The sequence below is a fragment of the Methylibium sp. genome (genome assembly GCF_965279545.1).
GTDB lineage: Bacteria > Pseudomonadota > Gammaproteobacteria > Burkholderiales > Burkholderiaceae_C > Methylibium.
Window position 1 is genome coordinate 2,333,053 of sequence record NZ_OZ257250.1, and the last position, 17,772, is coordinate 2,350,824.

The window sequence follows — 17,772 nt, forward strand, 5'->3', positions numbered from 1 at the left end:
TGCAGGCGCAGTCTTTCGGGCGAGCGGCACGAAGCGAAAAACCACGCCGCGTCGGCATCGAACACGCCCTCATTTGACCATCAAGCTGCAGCACCGTTCAAAAATTCGCCGTCAGCGTCGCGCGCAGGCTGCGCGGCTCCGCGGGGTGGAAATGGAGGTCGTCGACGCCGGCCGCCGGCTCGCCCTTCAGGCGCGATGTGTAGAAGTAGTCGATGTCGCTCGCCTGGCGGTCGGACAGGTTGAACACGTCCAGCGCGAGCCGCACGTCCTTGGTGATCCTGTAGCCGACCCGCAGGTAAGCCAGGGTCGTGGCATGCGATCGCACGCTGTTGTCCTCGATCAGCGGCCGGGGACCGAAATAGCGCAACTGGAACTGCCCGAACCAAGGCCCCAGGTCGGCCACGGTCACGCCCAGGGAAGCGACCCTGTTGACGGCGCCCGGGATGTCGTTGCCGACCGTCGGATCGGGGTCGTCCTCGCTGAAGCGCGCACGCGAGGCCGCGAGATCCAGATCGAACAGCAGCCAGGGCCGGACAACATAGTGGTTGTTCCACTCGATGCCGTAGCGCTTGCTGGCGCGGTTGGGTTCGGTCTCGCCGGCGTCGCCAACGAACAGCAGTTCCGAGGCCAGGGTCAGCTGCCACAGCGCCAGCGAGCTTTGCAGGCCCCGGATGATTTCGGTCCGCAAGCCGAGCTCGCCGCCCTTGGAGCGAACCAGCGGATTGACCGGGTCGATGGCCACGGTCGGGTCCTTCGCGGTGACCGTCGCGGTCGTGCCGCGCGCATCGTTGCTGTGGTAGCCGTAGCCGTAGTTCGCGAAGTACTCGGTCCTGGCCCACGGGCCGAAGATCAACGACAGCTTGGGCGACGCGATGCTGTCGTTCTTCTTGCCGCTGTTCTGCGGAATCGAGCTGTCCACGTCGAACGCGAACCGATCGAACCGCACGCCCGCCACGCTGCGCAGCCAGGGCAGCCACTGCGTCGCGTTCTCCGCGTACAGCGCCACATTCGTCTCGCGCACACGGGATTCCTGGGTGGTGGCGACGCGTTCGCGCGCCACGGTGCCGTACAGGCCCACCGGGTCGAGCCGGTCGTGGCGCAGCTGCGCCCCGATGGTGTTGACCATCTCGCGCCCGCCGAGCAAAGCGTTCCAGCTGCGGCTGGTCGTCAGGCCGAGCACCTTGCGGCGTTCGGCCTGTTCGAACTGGTCGCCGTTCGTGGCCGCCGGGTCCAGGTCGATCGGGTGCTCCAGGAAGAAGATGAAGTTGGAGAACAGGTTCAATCGCGACTGGATGGCGTAGGCGCTGAACTTGAACACGCCGTCGTCGCTCCGGTGCTGCAGGTCGTAGGACAGGCTGTAGCGCGCGGTGCGGCCGCCGTCCGTGGGGTCGAACGCACCGAAGCGCCCGATCAAGCCCTGATCGACCGCGCGCTGCGGAATCTGGTCGGTCGAATTCCAGGCGGCCGAGTAGCCCATGGCCGTGATCGCCGAATGCGTCCTCGCGTCGCCGAAGCTGTAGCGCAGGACGCCGTTGACGCGGTGGAACTTCTCAGGGTTGTCCCAGGGACCGTCGTTGTGTCCGGCCTCGAACGCGTAGAGCAGATGGCCCTCGCCGAGCGCGCTCGAGTTTGCGATCAGCCCGCGGCGGTAGCCGCTCTCGCCCAGCGTGACCGACGCGATGCCCTTGGGGAGGGCGTCGAACAGCCGGATGTGCGCGGCGCCGGCCGACGCGAAGTCGCCCTCGTCGGCGTAGTAGGGCCCCTTCTTGTAGTCGATGCGGTTCACCAGTTCAGGAATCAGCCAGTTGAGGTCGCTGTAGCCGTGCCCGTGCGCGTGGGTGGGCATGTTCACCGGCATCGCGTCGACGAAGCTCGCGAAATCGGTGCCGTGGTCGAGGTTGAAGCCGCGCAGGTAGTACTGGTTGGCCTTGCCGTCGCCGCTGTGCTGCGACACGATCACGCCGGGCACGAACTCGAGCACCTCGGCCGGCCGCAGCGTCGGGCGGTTCTCGATCAACTTCGACGTGACGGTGCCCTGGCTGGCCGCGTCCGAGCTGCCCACTGAATTGTCGTAGTTGCCCTGGATGACGACCGGGTCGAGTTGCGCGGGCGCCTGCGTCGCGGTCTGGGCCAGCGCAGAACCACCGAGCGCGGCGATGGCGACCATCCAGCCGCCCGGCTTGGCCCGCACGCCGTGGTACGCCTCGCCGGCCAGTTCCTCGTGGCGGGAGGCGCGCCGGCGGGACAGCGCGCGCCCCAGGACAGTCGGACATTCACGATGTCGATACATGGTGGTGTCTCCTTCGTGTCGTTCATCCGGCAAGGCCGGAGCGCGCCCTGTGTTGCTTCGTGCCGCGGGCACGCCTGGGAAAGGTGCGCAAGAACCACTGCGGCACCAAGGGCACGGCCCGATGGGCTTCTTGCACTACGTCAAGAACTCGACAGCGGATGCGGCTTCATGACCGCAGTGCACGCAACCTTCGACAAAGAGCGTGACTGGAAACGTCAGCAGACCAAAAGTATGATCTTTTAAATAATACTCATACAATTTTCGTGCCGTATTCGACCGCTGGCATTCGCCAGAGTGCGCCACGGGCTCGCGCAGAGAGGGCCGATCACACCGCTTCCAGCGGGGCGACCGAAACGCACAGTCGGCTACAGGGCGGCGCGTCATCCGGCGGGAGCTGGTGTCTCATACGCATTGCATTCAAGCCCAGCCGACCGCCAAACGTTGGCGCTGGCGCTGAGCCGGGTCGCTGTGTTGCGTTCATGTCCCCCGTGCCGGGCTGGCGCCCGGGGGGACATGAGCGGAGCCGCTCGCCCGGCGTCCTCGCCAGCACCGCTCGGTACCTGCAAGCAGCCAGCCGGTGGCCGCTTCTCACGCCGGAAACCCACGCACACGAACGGCTGCAAGGTGCCGAAGGACACTGACTGATTTGACGGGTTTGAGAGCGAGTCGGTATCAGGACGCCGGCTTGGGATGCACGTGCGACGCGTGATGCGCGCCGCGTCCGTGCTTGTGGGCGTGGTGCAGCTCCACGCTGATCAGGTTCAGCTTGCCGTGGTGAACCCCGCGCTCGGCGCACACCGCATCGGCGAACTGGCGCACCGCCTGCGTCGGGCCGCGCAGGATCACGGTTTCCAGACAGTGGTCGTGGTCCAGGTGGGCATGCATGGTCGACACCGCGAGGTCGTGGTGGTCATGCTGCAGCTCGGTGATGCGCTCGGTCAGCTCACGCTGGTGGTGGTTGAAGATGTACGACAGGCAGGCCACGCAATGCACCGACTCGTCCTTCTCCTGGCGCGTGCGCTCCATCTCCGCACGCAGCAGGTCGCGCACGGCTTCCGAGCGGTTGGCGTAGCCGCGGTCGGCGATCCAGTGGTCGAACTCGTGCGCGAGCTTGTCGTCGAGCGAGATGGTGAAACGTTCCATGGCGGCAGCCCGGGCAGGACGAAGGCTTCAGTGCACCGTGCACACCATGCACGGATCGAAGGAGCGCACGATGTGCTGCACGGCCACCGGCGTCAGTTCGCCGTCGCGCACCGGCGCGCCTTCGAGCGCCTGCTCCAGCGCACCCGGCGTGCCGGCGGCATCGCGCGGCGAGAAGTTCCAGGTGGTCGGCGCGACGATCTGGTAGTTGGCGATGCGGCCGCGGCTGGCGACGATCCAGTGGCCGAGGCTGCCGCGTGCGGCCTCGCTCAGGCCCACGCCCACGCCTTCGGTGTAGTGCGGGCCGGGCACGCAGTAAGCCTCGCCGGTCTGCAGTTGCTGCAGCCAGTGCTCCATCATCGGCACCACGCGCGCCAACTCGATCAGCCGTGCCAGCACCCGCGTGTAGACGGTGCCGCCGTGACGGCCGACGGCATCGCACACCAGCGGCTGCGCCGACGCGAGCTGGCGCGCGATGGCGCCGGTCTCGATCACCTCGCCGGCCAGGCGCGGTGCCTTGTTCCAGGTGTAGGCGTCGGGCTTGTCGGCGTCGGGCACCGTCAGGCCGTCCAGCGGATGGCGGGGGCCCGCGTCGTCGGACAGCCAGGCGTGGGTCGCGTCTTCACGGATGCCCGACGCATCGAGCGCTGCCAGCGCCGCGGTGCTCGCATGCCACACCCCACCCGCCAGCTCGAAACCGCCCTGCGGTTGCGGGTACGCGCCGTAGCTGAGATAGCGCCCCGGCCCCGGGCCCAGGCCCTCGAGCGCCACGTCCCGCACCATGCTGAGGAAGAGGCGGAAGTCACCGCGCCAGGGATCCTGCGCATGCCAGGCCCACAAGGCCGCTTCGCTGGCTATCGATGTCACCTGCTCGAGCGGCGCCCCGAACAGCTGGCGCTCGAGGAAAGCGCGGAACTCGCGCACGCGCGCCAGCAGGCGCACGCGCTCGGCGGCCTCGATCGGGCGCGTGGAGCCGCCGGGCTCGATGCTTTGCGTGTGGGGCCATTTGCCCGCCAGCGTGCCGAGCAGTGTGAACCAGCGCTGGCGCGCCGCGATCGCGGCGCGCGTCTGCTCGCCGGTCTGCGGCGCGAAGCGGCGCTCGGCCTCGGCGTGCCAGGCCTGCCGCGCGTAGACCGGGCGGGCGAAATCCGGCATGAAGAAGAGGTAGAAGTGCGTGAGGTGGTCGGCCAGGTTCTCGGTCGCCAGGATCACGTTGGTCGCATGCTGGCCGTTGGGCGGCATCTCGAGGCCGCCGAGGTCGGCCAGCGCCCGCGCAGCGGCCACCGACTGCGACACCGAGCAGATGCCGCAGATGCGCGGCACATAGACCAGCGCATCGTGCGGGTTCTTGCCCCGCAGGATCTGCTCGAAGCCGCGGTACATCGGCGCATTGACATGTGCCGACGTCACCCGGCCGTCGGCGATGTCGAGCGTGACTTCGAGATCGCCTTCGACGCGGTTGAACGGGCCGACGAGCAGGCGGGTCATTTCAGGCGCGTCTTGCGCGCGACCGGCGTGATCACCAGGTGGTCGGCCACCGCGTTGAGCTTCACGCGCTTGGGCGTGGCCGACTTCGACAGCGAGGCCAGCGCGACGAACCAGGCCTTGGGCATGTCGGTCGGCAGGCCGATCGGGATGCCGGCGAGCTTGGGCGTCTCGTGGAAGGGGTGGCCCGGCTCCTGGAAGCCCGGCTCGGTGCAGGCGATGCAGGCATAGCCGCCGCGCGTGCACGAGCCCTCGCCGTTCCACAGCCGGGTGTTGCAGTCGGCGTGCACCTGGGTGCCCTTGCAGCCCATGTGCTCCATCATGCAGCCGAGGTCGGACGGCTTCACGGCGCTGGCCTTGAACTCGTAGTACTCGTTGCGCGTGCAGCCGTGGTGCACCAGCTGGTCGGCGTAGAAGCGCGGCCGGCCCAGCGTGTCGAGGTCGGCGGCCGTGAAGCTGTCGGCCGCCAGCGCCATCAGGCTGTCGATCACCCAGCTCGGGTGCGTGGGACAGCCGGCGATGTTGATCACCGGCAGCCCGCTGCGGGAGCGGAAGTCGGCGCCGAGCAGGCCGCCGCGGCGGTCGTCCTCGTACTGCAGGCCGCAGGCATCGGTGGGGTTGTCGCCGCCGGCGGTCACGCCGCCCCAGGCCGCACAGCTGCCGACCGCGACCACGTGCCGCGCCTGCGCCGCCAGCCGGGTGACCCAGTGGATCATCGGGATGCCGGTGCCGGCCATCACGTGGAAACGGCCGCTGCCGTGCGGCCCGCGCAGCAGCGAGCCCTCGATGCACAACGCGTCCAGCCGCAGGCTGCCGCCCGCGATGCGCTCGAGCATGCCGATCAGCTCGTGGCCGCTCTCGATCGACAGCGACGGATGCCACAGCAGGTCGATACCCGCATCGCGCAGCTGGCCGTGGAAGTCGGTGGTGTCGGCGCACAGCAGCGACATGCTGCAGCCGCCGCAACCGCCCGACTGCAGCCACAGGACATTGAACCCCGCCGTGGTGCCCATCTTCAACCCTCCAGACCGAACCGCAGCATCTTGCCACGCAGCCCGACGCGCGACAGGCCGAGCTCCTTGGCCGCACGCGTCTTGTTCCAGCGGTGGCGCAGCAGCGTCTCGCGCAGGATCATCGCCTCGATGGCATCGAGCCGCTCGCCCAGTGTGCCGTTGCGCGGCAGCGGTGTGGCCTGGGCGGTCGCCGACAGGCCGGCCTGGCCGTGCAGCACGCGCAGCGAGAAGGCCTGGGCCTCGATGCACTCGGTCGCGCTCAGCGCCACGGCACGCGCGATCTCGTTGCGCAGCTCGCGGATGTTGCCGGGCCAGGGGTAGCCCATCAGGCAGGCCATGGCCTCGTCGCTCAGTTCGGCGCCCGGACGGCCCAACTCGGCGCTCACCTCGCGCACCAGGCGGCGCGCGATCGGTTCGATGTCGCCGCCGCGCTCGCGCAGCGGTGGCACCGTCAGCGACACGCCGGCGATGCGGTAGTAGAGGTCTTCGCGGAACAGGCCCTCGCGCACGCGCTGCTCCAGGTCGCGGTGGGTCGCGGCGACCACCCGCACATTGACCGGCACGGTGCGCGCGCCGCCGACCGGCCGCACCTCGCCTTCCTGCAGCACGCGCAGCAGGCGCACCTGGAAGGCCGGCGAGGTCTCGCCGATCTCGTCGAGGAACACCGTGCCGCCGTTGGCACGCTGGAACAGGCCCGGGTGGTCTTCATGTGCACCGGTGAACGAGCCCCGCTTGTGGCCGAACAGCTCCGACTCCAGCAGCGTGTCGGGGATGGCTGCGCAGTTCTCGACGACGAAGGCGCCGCCGGCGCGCGGGCTGGCGTAGTGGATCGCACGCGCCAGCAGCTCCTTGCCGGAGCCGGATTCACCCAGCACCAGCACGCTCAGGTCGTAGCGTGCCACGCGCGCGGCCATCTCGCACACGCTGTCGAGCGGGCTGCCGGGGGCGCGCTCGATGCGGTCGAAGTCGAAGGTGCTGCGCGCCTTCTCGAACTTGTGCGCCGCGCGCTGGCGCAGCACTGGCGTGCTGGTGCGCAGCTCCAGGTCGAGGCGGTGCATCTCGCGCTGCAGGATGCGCGCCTCGGCCGCGGTGCGCACCGTGTCCAGCAGGTGGTCGGGCACCCAGGGCTTGAGGATGTACTGGTAGATGCCGGCGTCGTTGATGCCGGCGATGATGTCCTCGGAATCGGTGTAGCCGGAGATCACGATGCGCACGGTGTCGGGCCAGCGCTCGCGCACCTCCTTCAGGAACTCGACGCCGGTGAGCCCCGGCATGCGCTGGTCGCACAGGATCACGCTGACCTCGTGCCGCTCGAGCTGCCGGCGGGCGTCGTCGGCGTGGCTCGCGGTGAGCACCGTGAAGTCCTCGTCGAGCGTGCGCCGCATCGCGTCCTGCGAGCGCACCTCGTCGTCCACCAGCAGGACGGTCGGCAGGCTGGCGACCTCGCTCATGCGCGCTCCGCGCTGCCGGCAGCGGCCTCGCGATGGACCGCGAGATGCCTCGGCGTCCAGGCATGCGGCAGCTTGTGCACGAAGTGATAGCGGGCGACGTGGTAGCTGGGGTCGAAGCCGTAGAAATTGCGGTGCATCCGGGACAGCTCTTGCTCTCGGTAGGCGGCCAGCGGCCGCCGGGCCTCGTCGGTGTCTCGCGCGTGCCGCTTGCGGGCCACGCGCTCGGCCAGATTGTGGGCCGCCGCGAGCGCGAGCGCATGGGTAGTTGCCTCGATTTCGAAGGCGAGCGCGCCCGTGTCGAAGCAGCGGTCGATCAGGCCCGAGCGCTGCGCCGCCACCGCCGAGACCGGCAGACGTTGCTGCATCAGCGCCGCAGCGCCGGCCGCGCCCAGCCGCCGTGGCAGCAGGTAGGTCCAGTACTCGGAACCGTAGAGGTTGCCCATGTTCTTGTAGTGCGGATTCAGGATCACACCCTGGTGCGCCCACACCTCGTCGGCCGCCAGCGCCAGGAAGGCGCCGCCGGCCCCGGCGTTGCCGCGCAGGGCCGCGACGGTGAGGCGGTCGGTGAGCGTGATCAGTTCCAGCGCCACGTCGTCCATCGCCTGGATGTTGCGCCAGGACTCGTCGGCCGCGCTGTCGTCGGGACGGTGCGCGGCGGCCTCGATGCAGTTCAGGTGGATGCCGTTGCTGAAGAAGTCGCGACCGCCGAGCAGCAACAGCACCTGCGTGTCGCGGCGCCGCACGGCCTGCAGTGCCGCCAGCAGGCGACGGCACTGGTCGGTGGACATGGCGCCGTTGTAGAAGTCGAAGGACAGGCAGCCGACGCGCGCGCCCGCGGGCCCGAGTTCACGGTAGCGGATCTCGCCCCACTCCTGCGCGTCACGGTCCAGCGGCACGTCGAGCAGCGGCAGCTCGGCAGACTGTGCCGCGAAGGCCATCGCCGCCGGCATCTTGAAGGCCGGCCCGTCGCCGCAGGCGAGCGGATTGCGGGCCTGGCCGATCCACACGCCGCCGTCGACGGTGCGGCGCAGCAGCGCGCCCTCGCGGCGCGCCAGCACGCTGCCCGGCGGCGCGGCGGGCACGGCGGCAAGCGCGGCCGGCGTCGCCGGGTGGCCGTCGAACAGGTGGCAGTCCAGGCCGAACATCTCGTCGCGCACACCGGGCTGGCCGTCGGCGCTGCGCAGCCTGGCCAGCACGCGGGCCGTGCTGTCGCGCGCCCAGTCGATGCGCCGCGCCGACTGCGGCAGCAGCGGGCGCCAGCCGTCGCCGTCGCCGTCGCCGTCGCCGTCGCCGTCGGCGCAGCGCAGCTCCGGCTCCGGCTCCGCTGCGCCGGCGGTCCGACCGTGCTCGAAGCGCTCGATGGCTTGCAGACAGGCGGTCACGGCGGCTTGCGTGACTTCGGCGCGGTACAGGCTGCCCTTGCTGGCCTCGCGCATCGGAAAGCTCGCGTGCGCCCACACCGGCCCGGCATCGAAGTCGTCGTTGGCCTGGAGCACCGTCACGCCCCACTGCGGCCGGGACTCGAGCACGGCCCAGTCCAGCGCCGACGGCCCGCGGTCCCCGGGCGGGCCGGGATGGACGATGAAGCAGGCCACTGCGCGCCACACCGAGGCCGGGATGCGCCGCTTCAGGAACGGCGCGAGCACCAGGTTGGGCCGGAACAGCGCGACGGCCTCCTCGCACACGGAGTCGGCCACGTCGAGCTCGACCGACACGCTGTGGCCCTGCCCTTCCAGTTCGACGAAGAGTCGTTGGGTCAGGCTGTTGAAGCTGTGGCAGAGCAGGAGGATGCGCATCGGAGGCGATCAGGGCCGCAGTCCCGTCAGCAGCTTCACGGCCTGCTTGCGCCCCATGTAGACGGACACCTTGGTTTCCAGCGCGTCCAGTGCCGCGCAATAGGCCGCGATGGTGCCCGCCTGCAGCAGCGGGCCGGCCACGACCACGGCGTCGGGGCCGTAGTGCGGTCCCAGCCGCGCCAGCGCCTCGCGGCGCAGCGGTGCCAGGCGTTCGCGCACCTCGGCTTCGGACAGTTCTGGCTCGCTCGGCGCCCCCGCCTCCACGGCGATGTCCACCACCGCCGGCTGCGGGGTGGGCGCAGGCGGCGAAGCCGCGGCCCGCGGTCGCGGCTCGACCCGCTCCGCATGCCCCTGCGCGGCGAGGCCTTCGATCAGCGCGTCCGCGTCAGGCCCGATCTTGCCGCGCAGCGCGGCGACGCTGTCGACGCCGTTGACGAGGATCAGCGCCGTGCGCGCGCGTGCCGACAGCCCCCCGGAGCGCGATCTGATTTCCGCCGCGCCCTGGCCGGTCTTGCGGTACACGCGCTCTCCGGGATCGTCCATCGCAGCCTCTCATCGCGGAGGTTTCAACAAATGCGCGGCAACTGTTCTCCGCTCAGCCAGTCGACGACGCGGCGCCCGCCGAAGCGGGTGTCCATCTGCACGAAACGGTGCGGGTCCTCGGTGACGCAGCCGATGCGCACGGCCTGCGCGCCCAGCGGATGCGCCCGCATCGCCGCCAGCACCGCGTCGGCTGCCTCGGCCGCGCACACCGCGACCAGCTTGCCCTCGTTGGCGATGTACAGCGGGTCCAGCCCCAGCAGCTCGCAGGCGGCATCGACCTGCGGCAGCACCGGGATCGCTTCCTCCTGCAGCAGCATGCCGACACCGGACTGGCGGGCTATCTCGTTGAGCGTCGTGGCCAGGCCGCCGCGGGTCGGATCGCGCAGCACGCGCACGCCGCCCGGCGCGGCCTGCAGCATCGCGGCCACCAGGGTGTGGAGCGCGGCGGTGTCGGACTCGATGGTGGTCTCGAACTCCAGCGACTCGCGCTGCGACAGCACGGCCACGCCGTGCTCGCCGATCGTGCCGGACAGCAGCAGCACATCGCCGGGGCGCGCGTTCCTGCCGGAGATGCAGACACCGGCCGGCACCACGCCGACGCCGGTGGTGCTGATGAACACGCCGTCGCCCTTGCCCTGCTCGACCACCTTGGTGTCGCCGGTGACGACCGGCACGCCGGCCTCGCGCGCCGCGGTGGCCATCGACTCGACGATGCGCTTGAGATCGGCGAGCGGGAAGCCCTCCTCGAGGATGAAGCTGGCCGCCAGGTAGAGCGGCCGCGCGCCGGACATCGCCACGTCGTTGATCGTGCCGTGCACGCTGAGGCAGCCCACGTCGCCGCCCGGGAAGAACAGCGGCGACACCACATGGCCGTCGACCGCCATCACCATGCGCTCGCCCTGGGGGATGGCAAACGCCGCGCCGTCGTCGCCCTGGCGCAGGTAGTCGTTGTCGAAGGCCGTGAGGAAGAGCTCCTCGATCAGCTGCATCGCCGCGCGCCCGCCGGCGCCATGCCCCATGTCGATGCGGCCGTTCTTGATGTCGAGCGGGCGGATGTAGTCCTTCTTGACGATGCTCATGACAGCACCCCGCTCGTCGTATCCGGCGCGCGACCCTCCGAGAGGGTCGTGCCTTGCTTGGGGCGGCCCGGCGCGGCGGCCCGTGTGAAACAGGCTGGTGCGGGATGTCTCATGCTGCCGCCACGATCGCAATGTCCTTGAACCGCCCGTAGGAGTAGTGCGCCGCGCAGGCGCCCTCGCTGGACACCATGCACGACCCCACCGGATTCTCCGGCGTGCACACGGTGCCGAAGATCTTGCAGTCGGTCGGCTTCTTCACGCCGCGCAGGATGGCGCCGCACTCGCAGGCCTTGTTGTCGGCCACCGGCTGGTAGCCGAGCTGGAAGCGCCGCTCGGCATCGAAGGCGGCGAAGCCGGGACGGATCTTGAGCGCGCTGTACGGCACTTCACCGAGGCCGCGCCACTCGAAGCTCGGCCGCAGCTCGAAGATGTCGGACACCAGTGCCTGCGCACTGAGGTTGCCGTCGCGGTTGACCGCACGGGTGAACTCGTTCTCCACCTCGGCACGCCCCTCGTTCACCTGGCGCACCAGCATCAGCACCGCCTGCATCACGTCGAGCGGCTCGAAGCCGGCGATGACCACCGGCTTGCGGTACTCCTGCGCGAAGTGTTCGTAGGGCCCGGAGCCGATCACGATGCTGACGTGCGCCGGCCCCACGAAGCCATCGATCGGCACGGTGCCGAACTGCCGCACTTCAGGCGACTCGAGGATGTGCGTGATCGCTGACGGCGTGAGCACGTGGCAGCACAGCACGCTGAAATTGGCCAGCCCCTCCTTGTGCGCATCGCGGATCGCCAGTGCAGTGGGCGGCGTGGTGGTCTCGAAGCCGATCGCGAAGAACACCACCTCGCGCTGCGGATTCTGGCGCGCGATCTGGAGCGCATCGGCCGCCGAATACACCATGCGGATGTCGCCGCCGCGCGCCTTGGCGCGCACCAGCGACAGGCCGTCGGACGCCGGCACGCGCATCGTGTCGCCGTAGGTGCAGACGATGGCACCGTGTTCGAGTGCGAGCTTGATCGCCAGATCGATGCGGCCGATCGGCAGCACGCAGACCGGGCAGCCCGGGCCGTGCACCATGCGCACATTGGCCGGCAGCAGTTCGCCGACGCCGTAGCGCGAGATCGCGTGGGTGTGGCCACCGCAGAACTCCATGAAGCTGTAGCTGCGGTTCGGACGCACCTCCTGGCGCAGCCGCTCGGCGATCTTCTGGGCGACGCCGCCGTCGCGGAACTCGTCGATGTACTTCATGACAGCGCGGCTCCCGAGGACGCCGGCAGGCGGGCGACTTCGCCGAACATCGCGAGCGTGCGCTCGGCCTCCGCCGGATCGATCTGCCCGATGGCATGGCCGACGTGCACGATCACGTAGTCACCGACGGCCACGCCGGGCACCAGGGCCACGGAGATCTCCTTGCGAATGCCGCCGAGGTCGACCACGGCCTGGTCGGCGGGCTTGAGTTCGATCAGCTTGGCGGGAATGGCTAGGCACATGAGAGGCTCTCGTTGACTTCGATGGAAAGGGGCCGGCCGCCGGCGTGCAGCTGGTGTGCGGCCACCCAGGCCTGCCCGAGCGCCAGTGCCGCGTCGCCGCAGGTGTGGGCTTGCGGCCTCAGCACCTTCAGGCCCTGCCGCTGCAGGCCGGCGACCACGTGTTCGGTGAGCACGGCGTTGCAGAAGCAGCCGCCCCCCAGGCACACGGTGCGCGCGCCGCTCTCGCGGGCTGCCGCACCGGCCCAGCCCGCCAGCGCTTCGGCCAGCGCCACATGGAACCAGGCGGCCTCGGCGGGCACGCCGGCAGCGGCATCGCCGTGATCGAGCAATCGCGCCAGCAAGGGGCGCAGGTCGAGGCGATCGATCCGGCTCGCATCGACGATGCCCGTCCGCGCCGGCAGCCCGTGCGCGGCGATCCACGTGCGCGCCTGCTGCTCCAGCGCGATCGCGGCCTCGGCTTCGTGCGCCTGGCGAACGCTCAGCCCCAGCGCGGCGGCAGCGGCATCGAACCAGCGCCCGGCGCTGCTGGTCGACGGGCAGTTGAAGCCGCCGGCGAGCAATTGCTGCACGAGGCGCGCTGCGCTCGCGCCCACGACGCCGGCGAAGCGCTCACCGATCTCGCCCCCGCGACCCAGCGCGTGCAGCGCCGAGGCGGCCATGCGCCAGGGCTCGCGCGCCGCCACATCGCCGCCAGGCAGCCCCAGCGGCCAGAGGCTGCCGAGGCGCCGCCATGCGGTGGTATCGACCCACAACAGTTCACCGCCCCAAGCGGTGCCGTCGGTGCCCAGGCCCACGCCGTCCAGCGCCAGACCGAGCACGGCTTCGTGCACGCCGTGCTCGGCCATCACCGCGGCGATGTGGGCATGGTGGTGCTGCACGCCGATCGCGGGAACGCCGAACTCGCCGGCCAGCGCGACGCCGAGGCGGGTGCTGAAGAAGTCGGGATGCAGATCGTGCGCCACCGCCACCACCGGCCGGCGCGCACGGCGCACCAGATCCCGCACCGAGGCTTCGAGCGCCCGGCAGGCGCTCGGCTCGCCCAGATCGCCGTGAACCGCCGACCAGACGGGCGCCCCGGCGTCCAGCAGGCACGCGGCGTTCTTCAGCCACGCGCCGCAGGCCAGGATGGTCGGCAGTTCCGTGCGCATGGCTCAGCCGGCCGTCGCCTTGCGCGAGGAGGCCGCGGCAAGCGCGGCTTCGAGCTCGGCCACTCGCCGGCGCAGCATCGCCTCGGTGGCCTGCCCCTCCTTCGCACTCTGCGGTGCGTGCGCAGCGCCGTGGTGGTGGTGCCCGCTGTCGTCGTGTGGTGACAGCGCATGCTCCAGCCAGTGCAGCCATTCGCCCATGCCGGCGCCGGTGGTGGCCGACAACTGGATCACTTCGATGGCCGGGTTCACGCGCCGGGCAGCCTGGATGCAACGCTGCACGTCGAAGTTCAGGTGCGGCAGCAGGTCGATCTTGTTCAGCACCATCAGCGACGACGCCGCGAACATGTCGGGGTACTTGAGCGGCTTGTCCTCACCTTCGGTCACCGACAGGATCGCGACCTTGGCCGCCTCGCCCAGGTCCCAGACCGCCGGACACACGAGGTTGCCGACGTTCTCGATGAACAGCAGGCTGCGCTCGTCTTGACGGTCGTGGTGGTGCTCGTGATGGTGATCGTGCGCGTGCAGCCGGGAGAACCCTTCGGCCACCATCGGAGCGTCGAGGTGGCAGCCCTTGCCGGTGTTGATCTGGATGGCGGGCGCGCCGGTGGCGCGGATGCGCTCGGCGTCGAAACTGGTTTGCTGGTCGCCTTCGATGACGGCGACTTTCAGGCCGGGGTGGCGCTGGCGCAGGGCCTCGATCGTCGCGCACAGCAGCGTGGTCTTGCCCGAGCCGGGACTGGACACCAGGTTCAGGGCCGTCACGCCGTGCGACTCGAAGTGCTGGCGGTTCTGGCGGGCGATGCGATTGTTCTCGCCGAGGATGTCGGTCTCGAGCTTGATGGCGCGCGCCTGGCTCATGCCCGGCACGGACACGCGCGCCGCGCCGGCGCCGTAGTGCAGGTCGCCGCTGTGCGGGTCGACGTGGACGTGCGCACCCGGGGCCGGGCCGGCATGACCCTGGTCGTGTCCGTGCTCATGTTCATGCGCATGAGCATGCGACGCGGCATGCTCGTCGGCTCGGTTCGCCGCATTCGAATCGCCGGCACCGGCGCACCCACAAACGACACACATGTTCAGTCCTCCTAGTCATCTACCAGCATGTCGAGCACGCGCAGTTCGGTGCCACCGGTGGCCTGCAGCTGGTAGCTGCCGCACAGGGAACACGGGTCGCCGCGCTGCGCGATGTCGACAGTCTGGCTGCAGTTCAGGCACCAGGCCCGCCCGATGGGTTCATCGAACTCGAAGCGAGCGTCCTGCAGGCAGGTGCCGGGCGCCAGCGATTCGAGAGCGAACTGCAGCGCACGCACCTCCACGCCGGCGAGGCGACCCGCTTCCATCCGCAACACCGTCACGCGGCGAAAACCCTCGCGCTGCGCAGCATCTTCCACGAGCTTCAGGATGCCACCGGCCAGACTGGCTTCATGCATGGGCCGTCTCCTCTTGCCTGGCCGGCTCGATCTCGAACGGCACGCAGGGATCGTAGGCTGCCATCAGCACACCGACTTCGCGCCGGACCTCCGGCGTGACACGCGACGGCAGCCGCTCCAGCGCGAACGCCAGTGCGCCTTGCGGGTGAAAGTTCCATTCCGTCGGCGCGAGCACGCGGCACGCGGCGATGCGCGCGTCATCCCCTTCGCCATCGAGTTGCACATGGTGCACGAGCAGGCCGCGCGCCATTTCCACCCAGGCCAGGCCTTCGCCCGGACCGAGCGCGAGCGCCCCGCTCGCGAGCCACTGCGTTCCGCAACGCCGGGGCTCGTCGGGCAAGGCCAGCCGGACCGCTTCGGCCAACCGGGCACCGAGGCGCAGCCACGGCGTGTCGAGGGCCATGCCCGCCGGCTGGTTGAGGCGGCTCCACGGACCGGTGTCGGCGCATTCGTTGCGCCATTGCGGCTGGCGCGTGAAGGCAGCGACGCAGCGCAGGGAGTCGGCGATCTCCCGCAGCGAGGCCGCATCCGCGTGGGCACGCAAGTTCCGCGATGGCACGGCACTGTCGCCGATCGACTGGATCTCACGCAGCAGTTCGGCCATCCAGCCTTCGGACTGTCGGCCCCATGCAAGCAGCCAGGCACGCGGATCACGCTCCCAGGCGGCGAGCCACTGGTCCGGCGGCATGCGCAGCACGGTCTGTTGCAACCAGTGCAGCAGGCCGGGAATGGCTTCGCCCTGGTCCGGCGCGGCAGGGAACGACGGTGCGGCGAACGCCGGGCAGTGCTGCAACTGGCCCAGCGCCTGATCGCAGAACGCGGCGCAACGGGGGGCGGCAGCCAACTGGCGCGGCCAGTCCATCCACAGCCTGCGCAAATGCTCACGCAAAGTGCCTTGCTGCAAGGCGGCCCCGGTGTCGGACGGTTCGGTATCGACGTTTGCGCTCGCTGCCGCCACCGCCCTGCGCGCGCACAAGCGATGCGCATGGCCGCACAGGCTGTACAGGCTGGCCAGGATGTCGGCCACCGCGGCAGCCGGCCTGCCGCGAGTGAGCATGTCGGTCAGCTCGGGGCGGGTGCTGACGAGGTTGTGCGGTCGGGCGCGACCCGGCCGCACCAGCAGGGCGCCGCCGAGGTCGGCGAGACGCGTGGCGCTCATTGGCAGGCCCCGGGGTGGCACGCGAGCGGATCGGGACGGCGCGGCATCGCGCTCATGGGGCCGCTCCGGCGGCGCTGGAACGCCCGAGCAAGAAGGAGCGGCGCGCCGGCGACTTGGCCCGGTCGACACCCGCCACAGGGGCCCGCAGGGTCGCCAGCACAGCCTGTGCGGTCGCGCTGGCGGCGGCGTGGTCGGCAAACTCGAACATCGGGGAAAACAGCGAGCAGGCCGCGTAGGAGCCGAAGCTCGGTTCATGCGCACCGATGAAGTCGAAGTTCTCGCACCCGACCGCCCGCGCCTGCGAGCGACCGACACCCGCCGTGTCATCGCGGCGCGCCAGCGGGAACACGACGAGATTCATGAACCAGGGCGTGATCAGGATGCCGATCGCCTGCGCGTCGTCGCCGGTCGCCGCGGCTTCGGCGACTGGCTCGAACTCGAGCTCGAAACCCGCGGCGTCCACGTGCAGCCCAGGGTGCAGCACCGGCACCCCTGCCATGCGGCTGCGTTCGATGTCGCGAAACAGATCCACCAGTTCGCGGACGCGTCGCGCCAGCACGGCGGAGGGCGGCGTGGGCAGGGTGTTCATGCTCCGGCGCTGTCGTCGAGCACCATGAACTGCTCGGCATCTCCGTCGCACTGCGGGCAGCGCCAGTGCGACGGCAGTTCGGTGAAGGGCGTGCCGGCATCGATCTGCCACACCGCGTCGCCGAGCGCCGGGTCGTAGACCCACCAGCAGATCTTGCACTCGAGACGGGCGCCCGCGGGCAGCCTGGCACTGTTGCCCAGGTAGCTGCCCTCGAAGCGCGGCGGGCTGCTGGATTTCACGCCCGCCCCTCGCGCCGGACCGGCGAGTTCTTCATGCGTGCTCCACCCATTCCAGGACCTCCTTGAGTCGCTCGTGCGAATCGTCGAGGTCTTCCTGTGCCGCCTGGGCCACTTCGGGCAGCTCGACGACTTCGACGGTGTTGAGGATGACCACGTCCTGCGAGTTGTAGTACACGACGCGCCAGCAGTTGGGCATGCAGGTGTTGGTGATGCGGCAGTTGCCGTAGCCGCGCGACAGGATCAGCACCCGCCCCGTGCCCAGATGGTGGTCCAGGAAGCCGATGTCCTCGTTCGACATGGGCAACAGCGTGAGGTTGACCACGTGGGCCGGCTGGCCTGCACGCCAGATGCGCCACTGGTCCTCGATCTCGGCCAGCAACGAGGGTGCGTTCTGCACGTTCGGCGGCAGGTCGCCCTTCCAGCGCGGCACTTCGGCCCACACGTCGTCGCTGGCAGCCGCCTTGAGGGCACGGGGCACGGGGCCGAGTTCGATGGTGTCGGACACGACCTGCCCGTCCACCGAACTGACCACACGCCACACGCCGGCGAAGACCGACTCCTGCACGCGCAGTTCGTGCTGGGCATCGCCGTCCTTCCTGACCAGCGCACTCACCTCGCCTTCGCCGAGCACCTGGTTGATGAGCTGCAGGTCGGCGGCGGACAGGCCCACCAGATCGACGCTGCGGTTGAGCCCGTTGCGGCGCACATCGTCCAGCGCCACCAGGGCGTCGCGCAAGGCGCGGTGTGCCTGCACGCAGGCCGCGATCTCTTCGGGTTCCGGGAGCACCGGAGGGCGGAAGGTCTCCATGCCCTGTGGCATGGGCATGTACTGAAGGTTGTCACCCTCTTCGGGTTGGCTGCCAGGGCCGATGCCTAGGCCTACCACCGGGATCGGAAAGTCTTTCATGGGGTCTTCCGT

Annotated in this window: 17 protein-coding genes; all 17 read right to left on the reverse strand. The window is 70.1% G+C overall.

Annotated elements, in window-relative coordinates; translation table 11 throughout:
• Window positions 1-97: 97 nt before the first annotated feature.
• Window positions 98-2,167 (reverse strand): TonB-dependent receptor, encoded by a 2,070-nt coding sequence (locus tag ACQY9S_RS10850; RefSeq protein WP_428425690.1) that lies wholly within the window; start codon window positions 2,165-2,167, stop codon window positions 98-100.
• A gap of 795 nt (window positions 2,168-2,962) precedes the next feature.
• Window positions 2,963-3,433 (reverse strand): nickel-responsive transcriptional regulator NikR, encoded by a 471-nt coding sequence (nikR, locus tag ACQY9S_RS10855; protein WP_428419719.1) that lies wholly within the window; start codon window positions 3,431-3,433, stop codon window positions 2,963-2,965.
• Between the two features lie 27 nt (window positions 3,434-3,460).
• Window positions 3,461-4,918 carry a nickel-dependent hydrogenase large subunit gene (locus ACQY9S_RS10860; RefSeq protein ID WP_428419720.1) on the reverse strand — a complete coding sequence of 486 codons (1,458 nt, stop codon included), beginning with the start codon at window positions 4,916-4,918 and terminating at the stop codon, window positions 3,461-3,463.
• Window positions 4,915-5,928 (reverse strand): HupU protein, encoded by a 1,014-nt coding sequence (locus ACQY9S_RS10865; RefSeq protein ID WP_428419721.1) that lies wholly within the window; start codon window positions 5,926-5,928, stop codon window positions 4,915-4,917. The genes ACQY9S_RS10860 and ACQY9S_RS10865 overlap by 4 nt, the downstream gene beginning before the upstream one ends.
• Window positions 5,929-5,930: 2 nt before the next feature.
• A complete protein-coding gene (locus ACQY9S_RS10870; RefSeq protein ID WP_428419722.1) occupies window positions 5,931-7,379 on the reverse strand; it encodes a sigma-54-dependent transcriptional regulator in 1,449 nt (482 codons plus the stop codon).
• Window positions 7,376-9,175 (reverse strand): enoyl-CoA hydratase-related protein, encoded by a 1,800-nt coding sequence (locus ACQY9S_RS10875; protein WP_428419723.1) that lies wholly within the window; start codon window positions 9,173-9,175, stop codon window positions 7,376-7,378. Before ACQY9S_RS10875 ends, ACQY9S_RS10870 begins: the two co-directional genes overlap by 4 nt.
• 9 nt (window positions 9,176-9,184) lie before the next feature.
• Window positions 9,185-9,718, reverse strand: coding sequence for a hypothetical protein (locus ACQY9S_RS10880; RefSeq protein ID WP_428419724.1), 534 nt, complete (start codon window positions 9,716-9,718; stop codon window positions 9,185-9,187).
• Window positions 9,719-9,741: 23 nt separating this feature from the next.
• On the reverse strand, window positions 9,742-10,797 hold the full coding sequence (gene hypE, locus ACQY9S_RS10885) for a hydrogenase expression/formation protein HypE (protein ID WP_428419725.1): 1,056 nt from the start codon (window positions 10,795-10,797) through the stop codon (window positions 9,742-9,744).
• 109 nt (window positions 10,798-10,906) lie between these two features.
• Complete coding sequence (gene hypD / locus ACQY9S_RS10890; protein WP_428419726.1) at window positions 10,907-12,049, reverse strand: hydrogenase formation protein HypD; 1,143 nt, start codon at window positions 12,047-12,049, stop codon at window positions 10,907-10,909.
• On the reverse strand, window positions 12,046-12,291 hold the full coding sequence (locus tag ACQY9S_RS10895; protein WP_056315715.1) for a HypC/HybG/HupF family hydrogenase formation chaperone: 246 nt from the start codon (window positions 12,289-12,291) through the stop codon (window positions 12,046-12,048). Before ACQY9S_RS10895 ends, hypD begins: the two co-directional genes overlap by 4 nt.
• Complete coding sequence (locus ACQY9S_RS10900; protein WP_428419727.1) at window positions 12,282-13,439, reverse strand: carbamoyltransferase HypF; 1,158 nt, start codon at window positions 13,437-13,439, stop codon at window positions 12,282-12,284. Before ACQY9S_RS10900 ends, ACQY9S_RS10895 begins: the two co-directional genes overlap by 10 nt.
• A gap of 3 nt (window positions 13,440-13,442) precedes the next feature.
• A complete protein-coding gene (hypB, locus tag ACQY9S_RS10905) occupies window positions 13,443-14,510 on the reverse strand; it encodes a hydrogenase nickel incorporation protein HypB (RefSeq protein ID WP_428419728.1) in 1,068 nt (355 codons plus the stop codon).
• Between the two features lie 11 nt (window positions 14,511-14,521).
• Window positions 14,522-14,866, reverse strand: coding sequence for a hydrogenase maturation nickel metallochaperone HypA (locus ACQY9S_RS10910; RefSeq protein WP_428419729.1), 345 nt, complete (start codon window positions 14,864-14,866; stop codon window positions 14,522-14,524).
• Window positions 14,859-16,025 (reverse strand): hypothetical protein, encoded by a 1,167-nt coding sequence (locus ACQY9S_RS10915; protein ID WP_428419730.1) that lies wholly within the window; start codon window positions 16,023-16,025, stop codon window positions 14,859-14,861. Before ACQY9S_RS10915 ends, ACQY9S_RS10910 begins: the two co-directional genes overlap by 8 nt.
• 52 nt (window positions 16,026-16,077) lie before the next feature.
• Complete coding sequence (hybE, locus tag ACQY9S_RS10920; RefSeq protein WP_428419731.1) at window positions 16,078-16,614, reverse strand: [NiFe]-hydrogenase assembly chaperone HybE; 537 nt, start codon at window positions 16,612-16,614, stop codon at window positions 16,078-16,080.
• Entirely contained in the window at window positions 16,611-16,853 is a 243-nt protein-coding gene (locus tag ACQY9S_RS10925) for a rubredoxin (RefSeq protein WP_428419732.1), read from the reverse strand. Before ACQY9S_RS10925 ends, hybE begins: the two co-directional genes overlap by 4 nt.
• A 31-nt stretch (window positions 16,854-16,884) precedes the next feature.
• Window positions 16,885-17,760 carry a hydrogenase expression/formation protein gene (locus ACQY9S_RS10930; protein WP_428419733.1) on the reverse strand — a complete coding sequence of 292 codons (876 nt, stop codon included), beginning with the start codon at window positions 17,758-17,760 and terminating at the stop codon, window positions 16,885-16,887.
• Window positions 17,761-17,772 lie beyond the last annotated feature (12 nt).

What these genes read in the sequence shown, in the direction of transcription:
- ACQY9S_RS10850 (WP_428425690.1), bottom strand. Translation starts at nt 2,167, where the DNA reads ATGGTCGCCATCGCCGCGCTCGGTGGTTCTGCGCTGGCCCAGACCGCG.
- ACQY9S_RS10875 (WP_428419723.1), bottom strand. Translation starts at nt 9,175, where the DNA reads ATGCGCATCCTCCTGCTCTGCCACAGCTTCAACAGCCTGACCCAACGA.
- ACQY9S_RS10915 (WP_428419730.1), bottom strand. Translation starts at nt 16,025, where the DNA reads ATGAGCGCCACGCGTCTCGCCGACCTCGGCGGCGCCCTGCTGGTGCGG.
- nikR (WP_428419719.1), bottom strand. Translation starts at nt 3,433, where the DNA reads ATGGAACGTTTCACCATCTCGCTCGACGACAAGCTCGCGCACGAGTTC.
- ACQY9S_RS10910 (WP_428419729.1), bottom strand. Translation starts at nt 14,866, where the DNA reads ATGCATGAAGCCAGTCTGGCCGGTGGCATCCTGAAGCTCGTGGAAGAT.
- ACQY9S_RS10900 (WP_428419727.1), bottom strand. Translation starts at nt 13,439, where the DNA reads ATGCGCACGGAACTGCCGACCATCCTGGCCTGCGGCGCGTGGCTGAAG.
- ACQY9S_RS10860 (WP_428419720.1), bottom strand. Translation starts at nt 4,918, where the DNA reads ATGACCCGCCTGCTCGTCGGCCCGTTCAACCGCGTCGAAGGCGATCTC.
- ACQY9S_RS10865 (WP_428419721.1), bottom strand. Translation starts at nt 5,928, where the DNA reads ATGGGCACCACGGCGGGGTTCAATGTCCTGTGGCTGCAGTCGGGCGGT.
- ACQY9S_RS10895 (WP_056315715.1), bottom strand. Translation starts at nt 12,291, where the DNA reads ATGTGCCTAGCCATTCCCGCCAAGCTGATCGAACTCAAGCCCGCCGAC.
- ACQY9S_RS10880 (WP_428419724.1), bottom strand. Translation starts at nt 9,718, where the DNA reads ATGGACGATCCCGGAGAGCGCGTGTACCGCAAGACCGGCCAGGGCGCG.
- hypD (WP_428419726.1), bottom strand. Translation starts at nt 12,049, where the DNA reads ATGAAGTACATCGACGAGTTCCGCGACGGCGGCGTCGCCCAGAAGATC.
- ACQY9S_RS10930 (WP_428419733.1), bottom strand. Translation starts at nt 17,760, where the DNA reads ATGAAAGACTTTCCGATCCCGGTGGTAGGCCTAGGCATCGGCCCTGGC.
- hypB (WP_428419728.1), bottom strand. Translation starts at nt 14,510, where the DNA reads ATGTGTGTCGTTTGTGGGTGCGCCGGTGCCGGCGATTCGAATGCGGCG.
- ACQY9S_RS10870 (WP_428419722.1), bottom strand. Translation starts at nt 7,379, where the DNA reads ATGAGCGAGGTCGCCAGCCTGCCGACCGTCCTGCTGGTGGACGACGAG.
- hypE (WP_428419725.1), bottom strand. Translation starts at nt 10,797, where the DNA reads ATGAGCATCGTCAAGAAGGACTACATCCGCCCGCTCGACATCAAGAAC.
- hybE (WP_428419731.1), bottom strand. Translation starts at nt 16,614, where the DNA reads ATGAACACCCTGCCCACGCCGCCCTCCGCCGTGCTGGCGCGACGCGTC.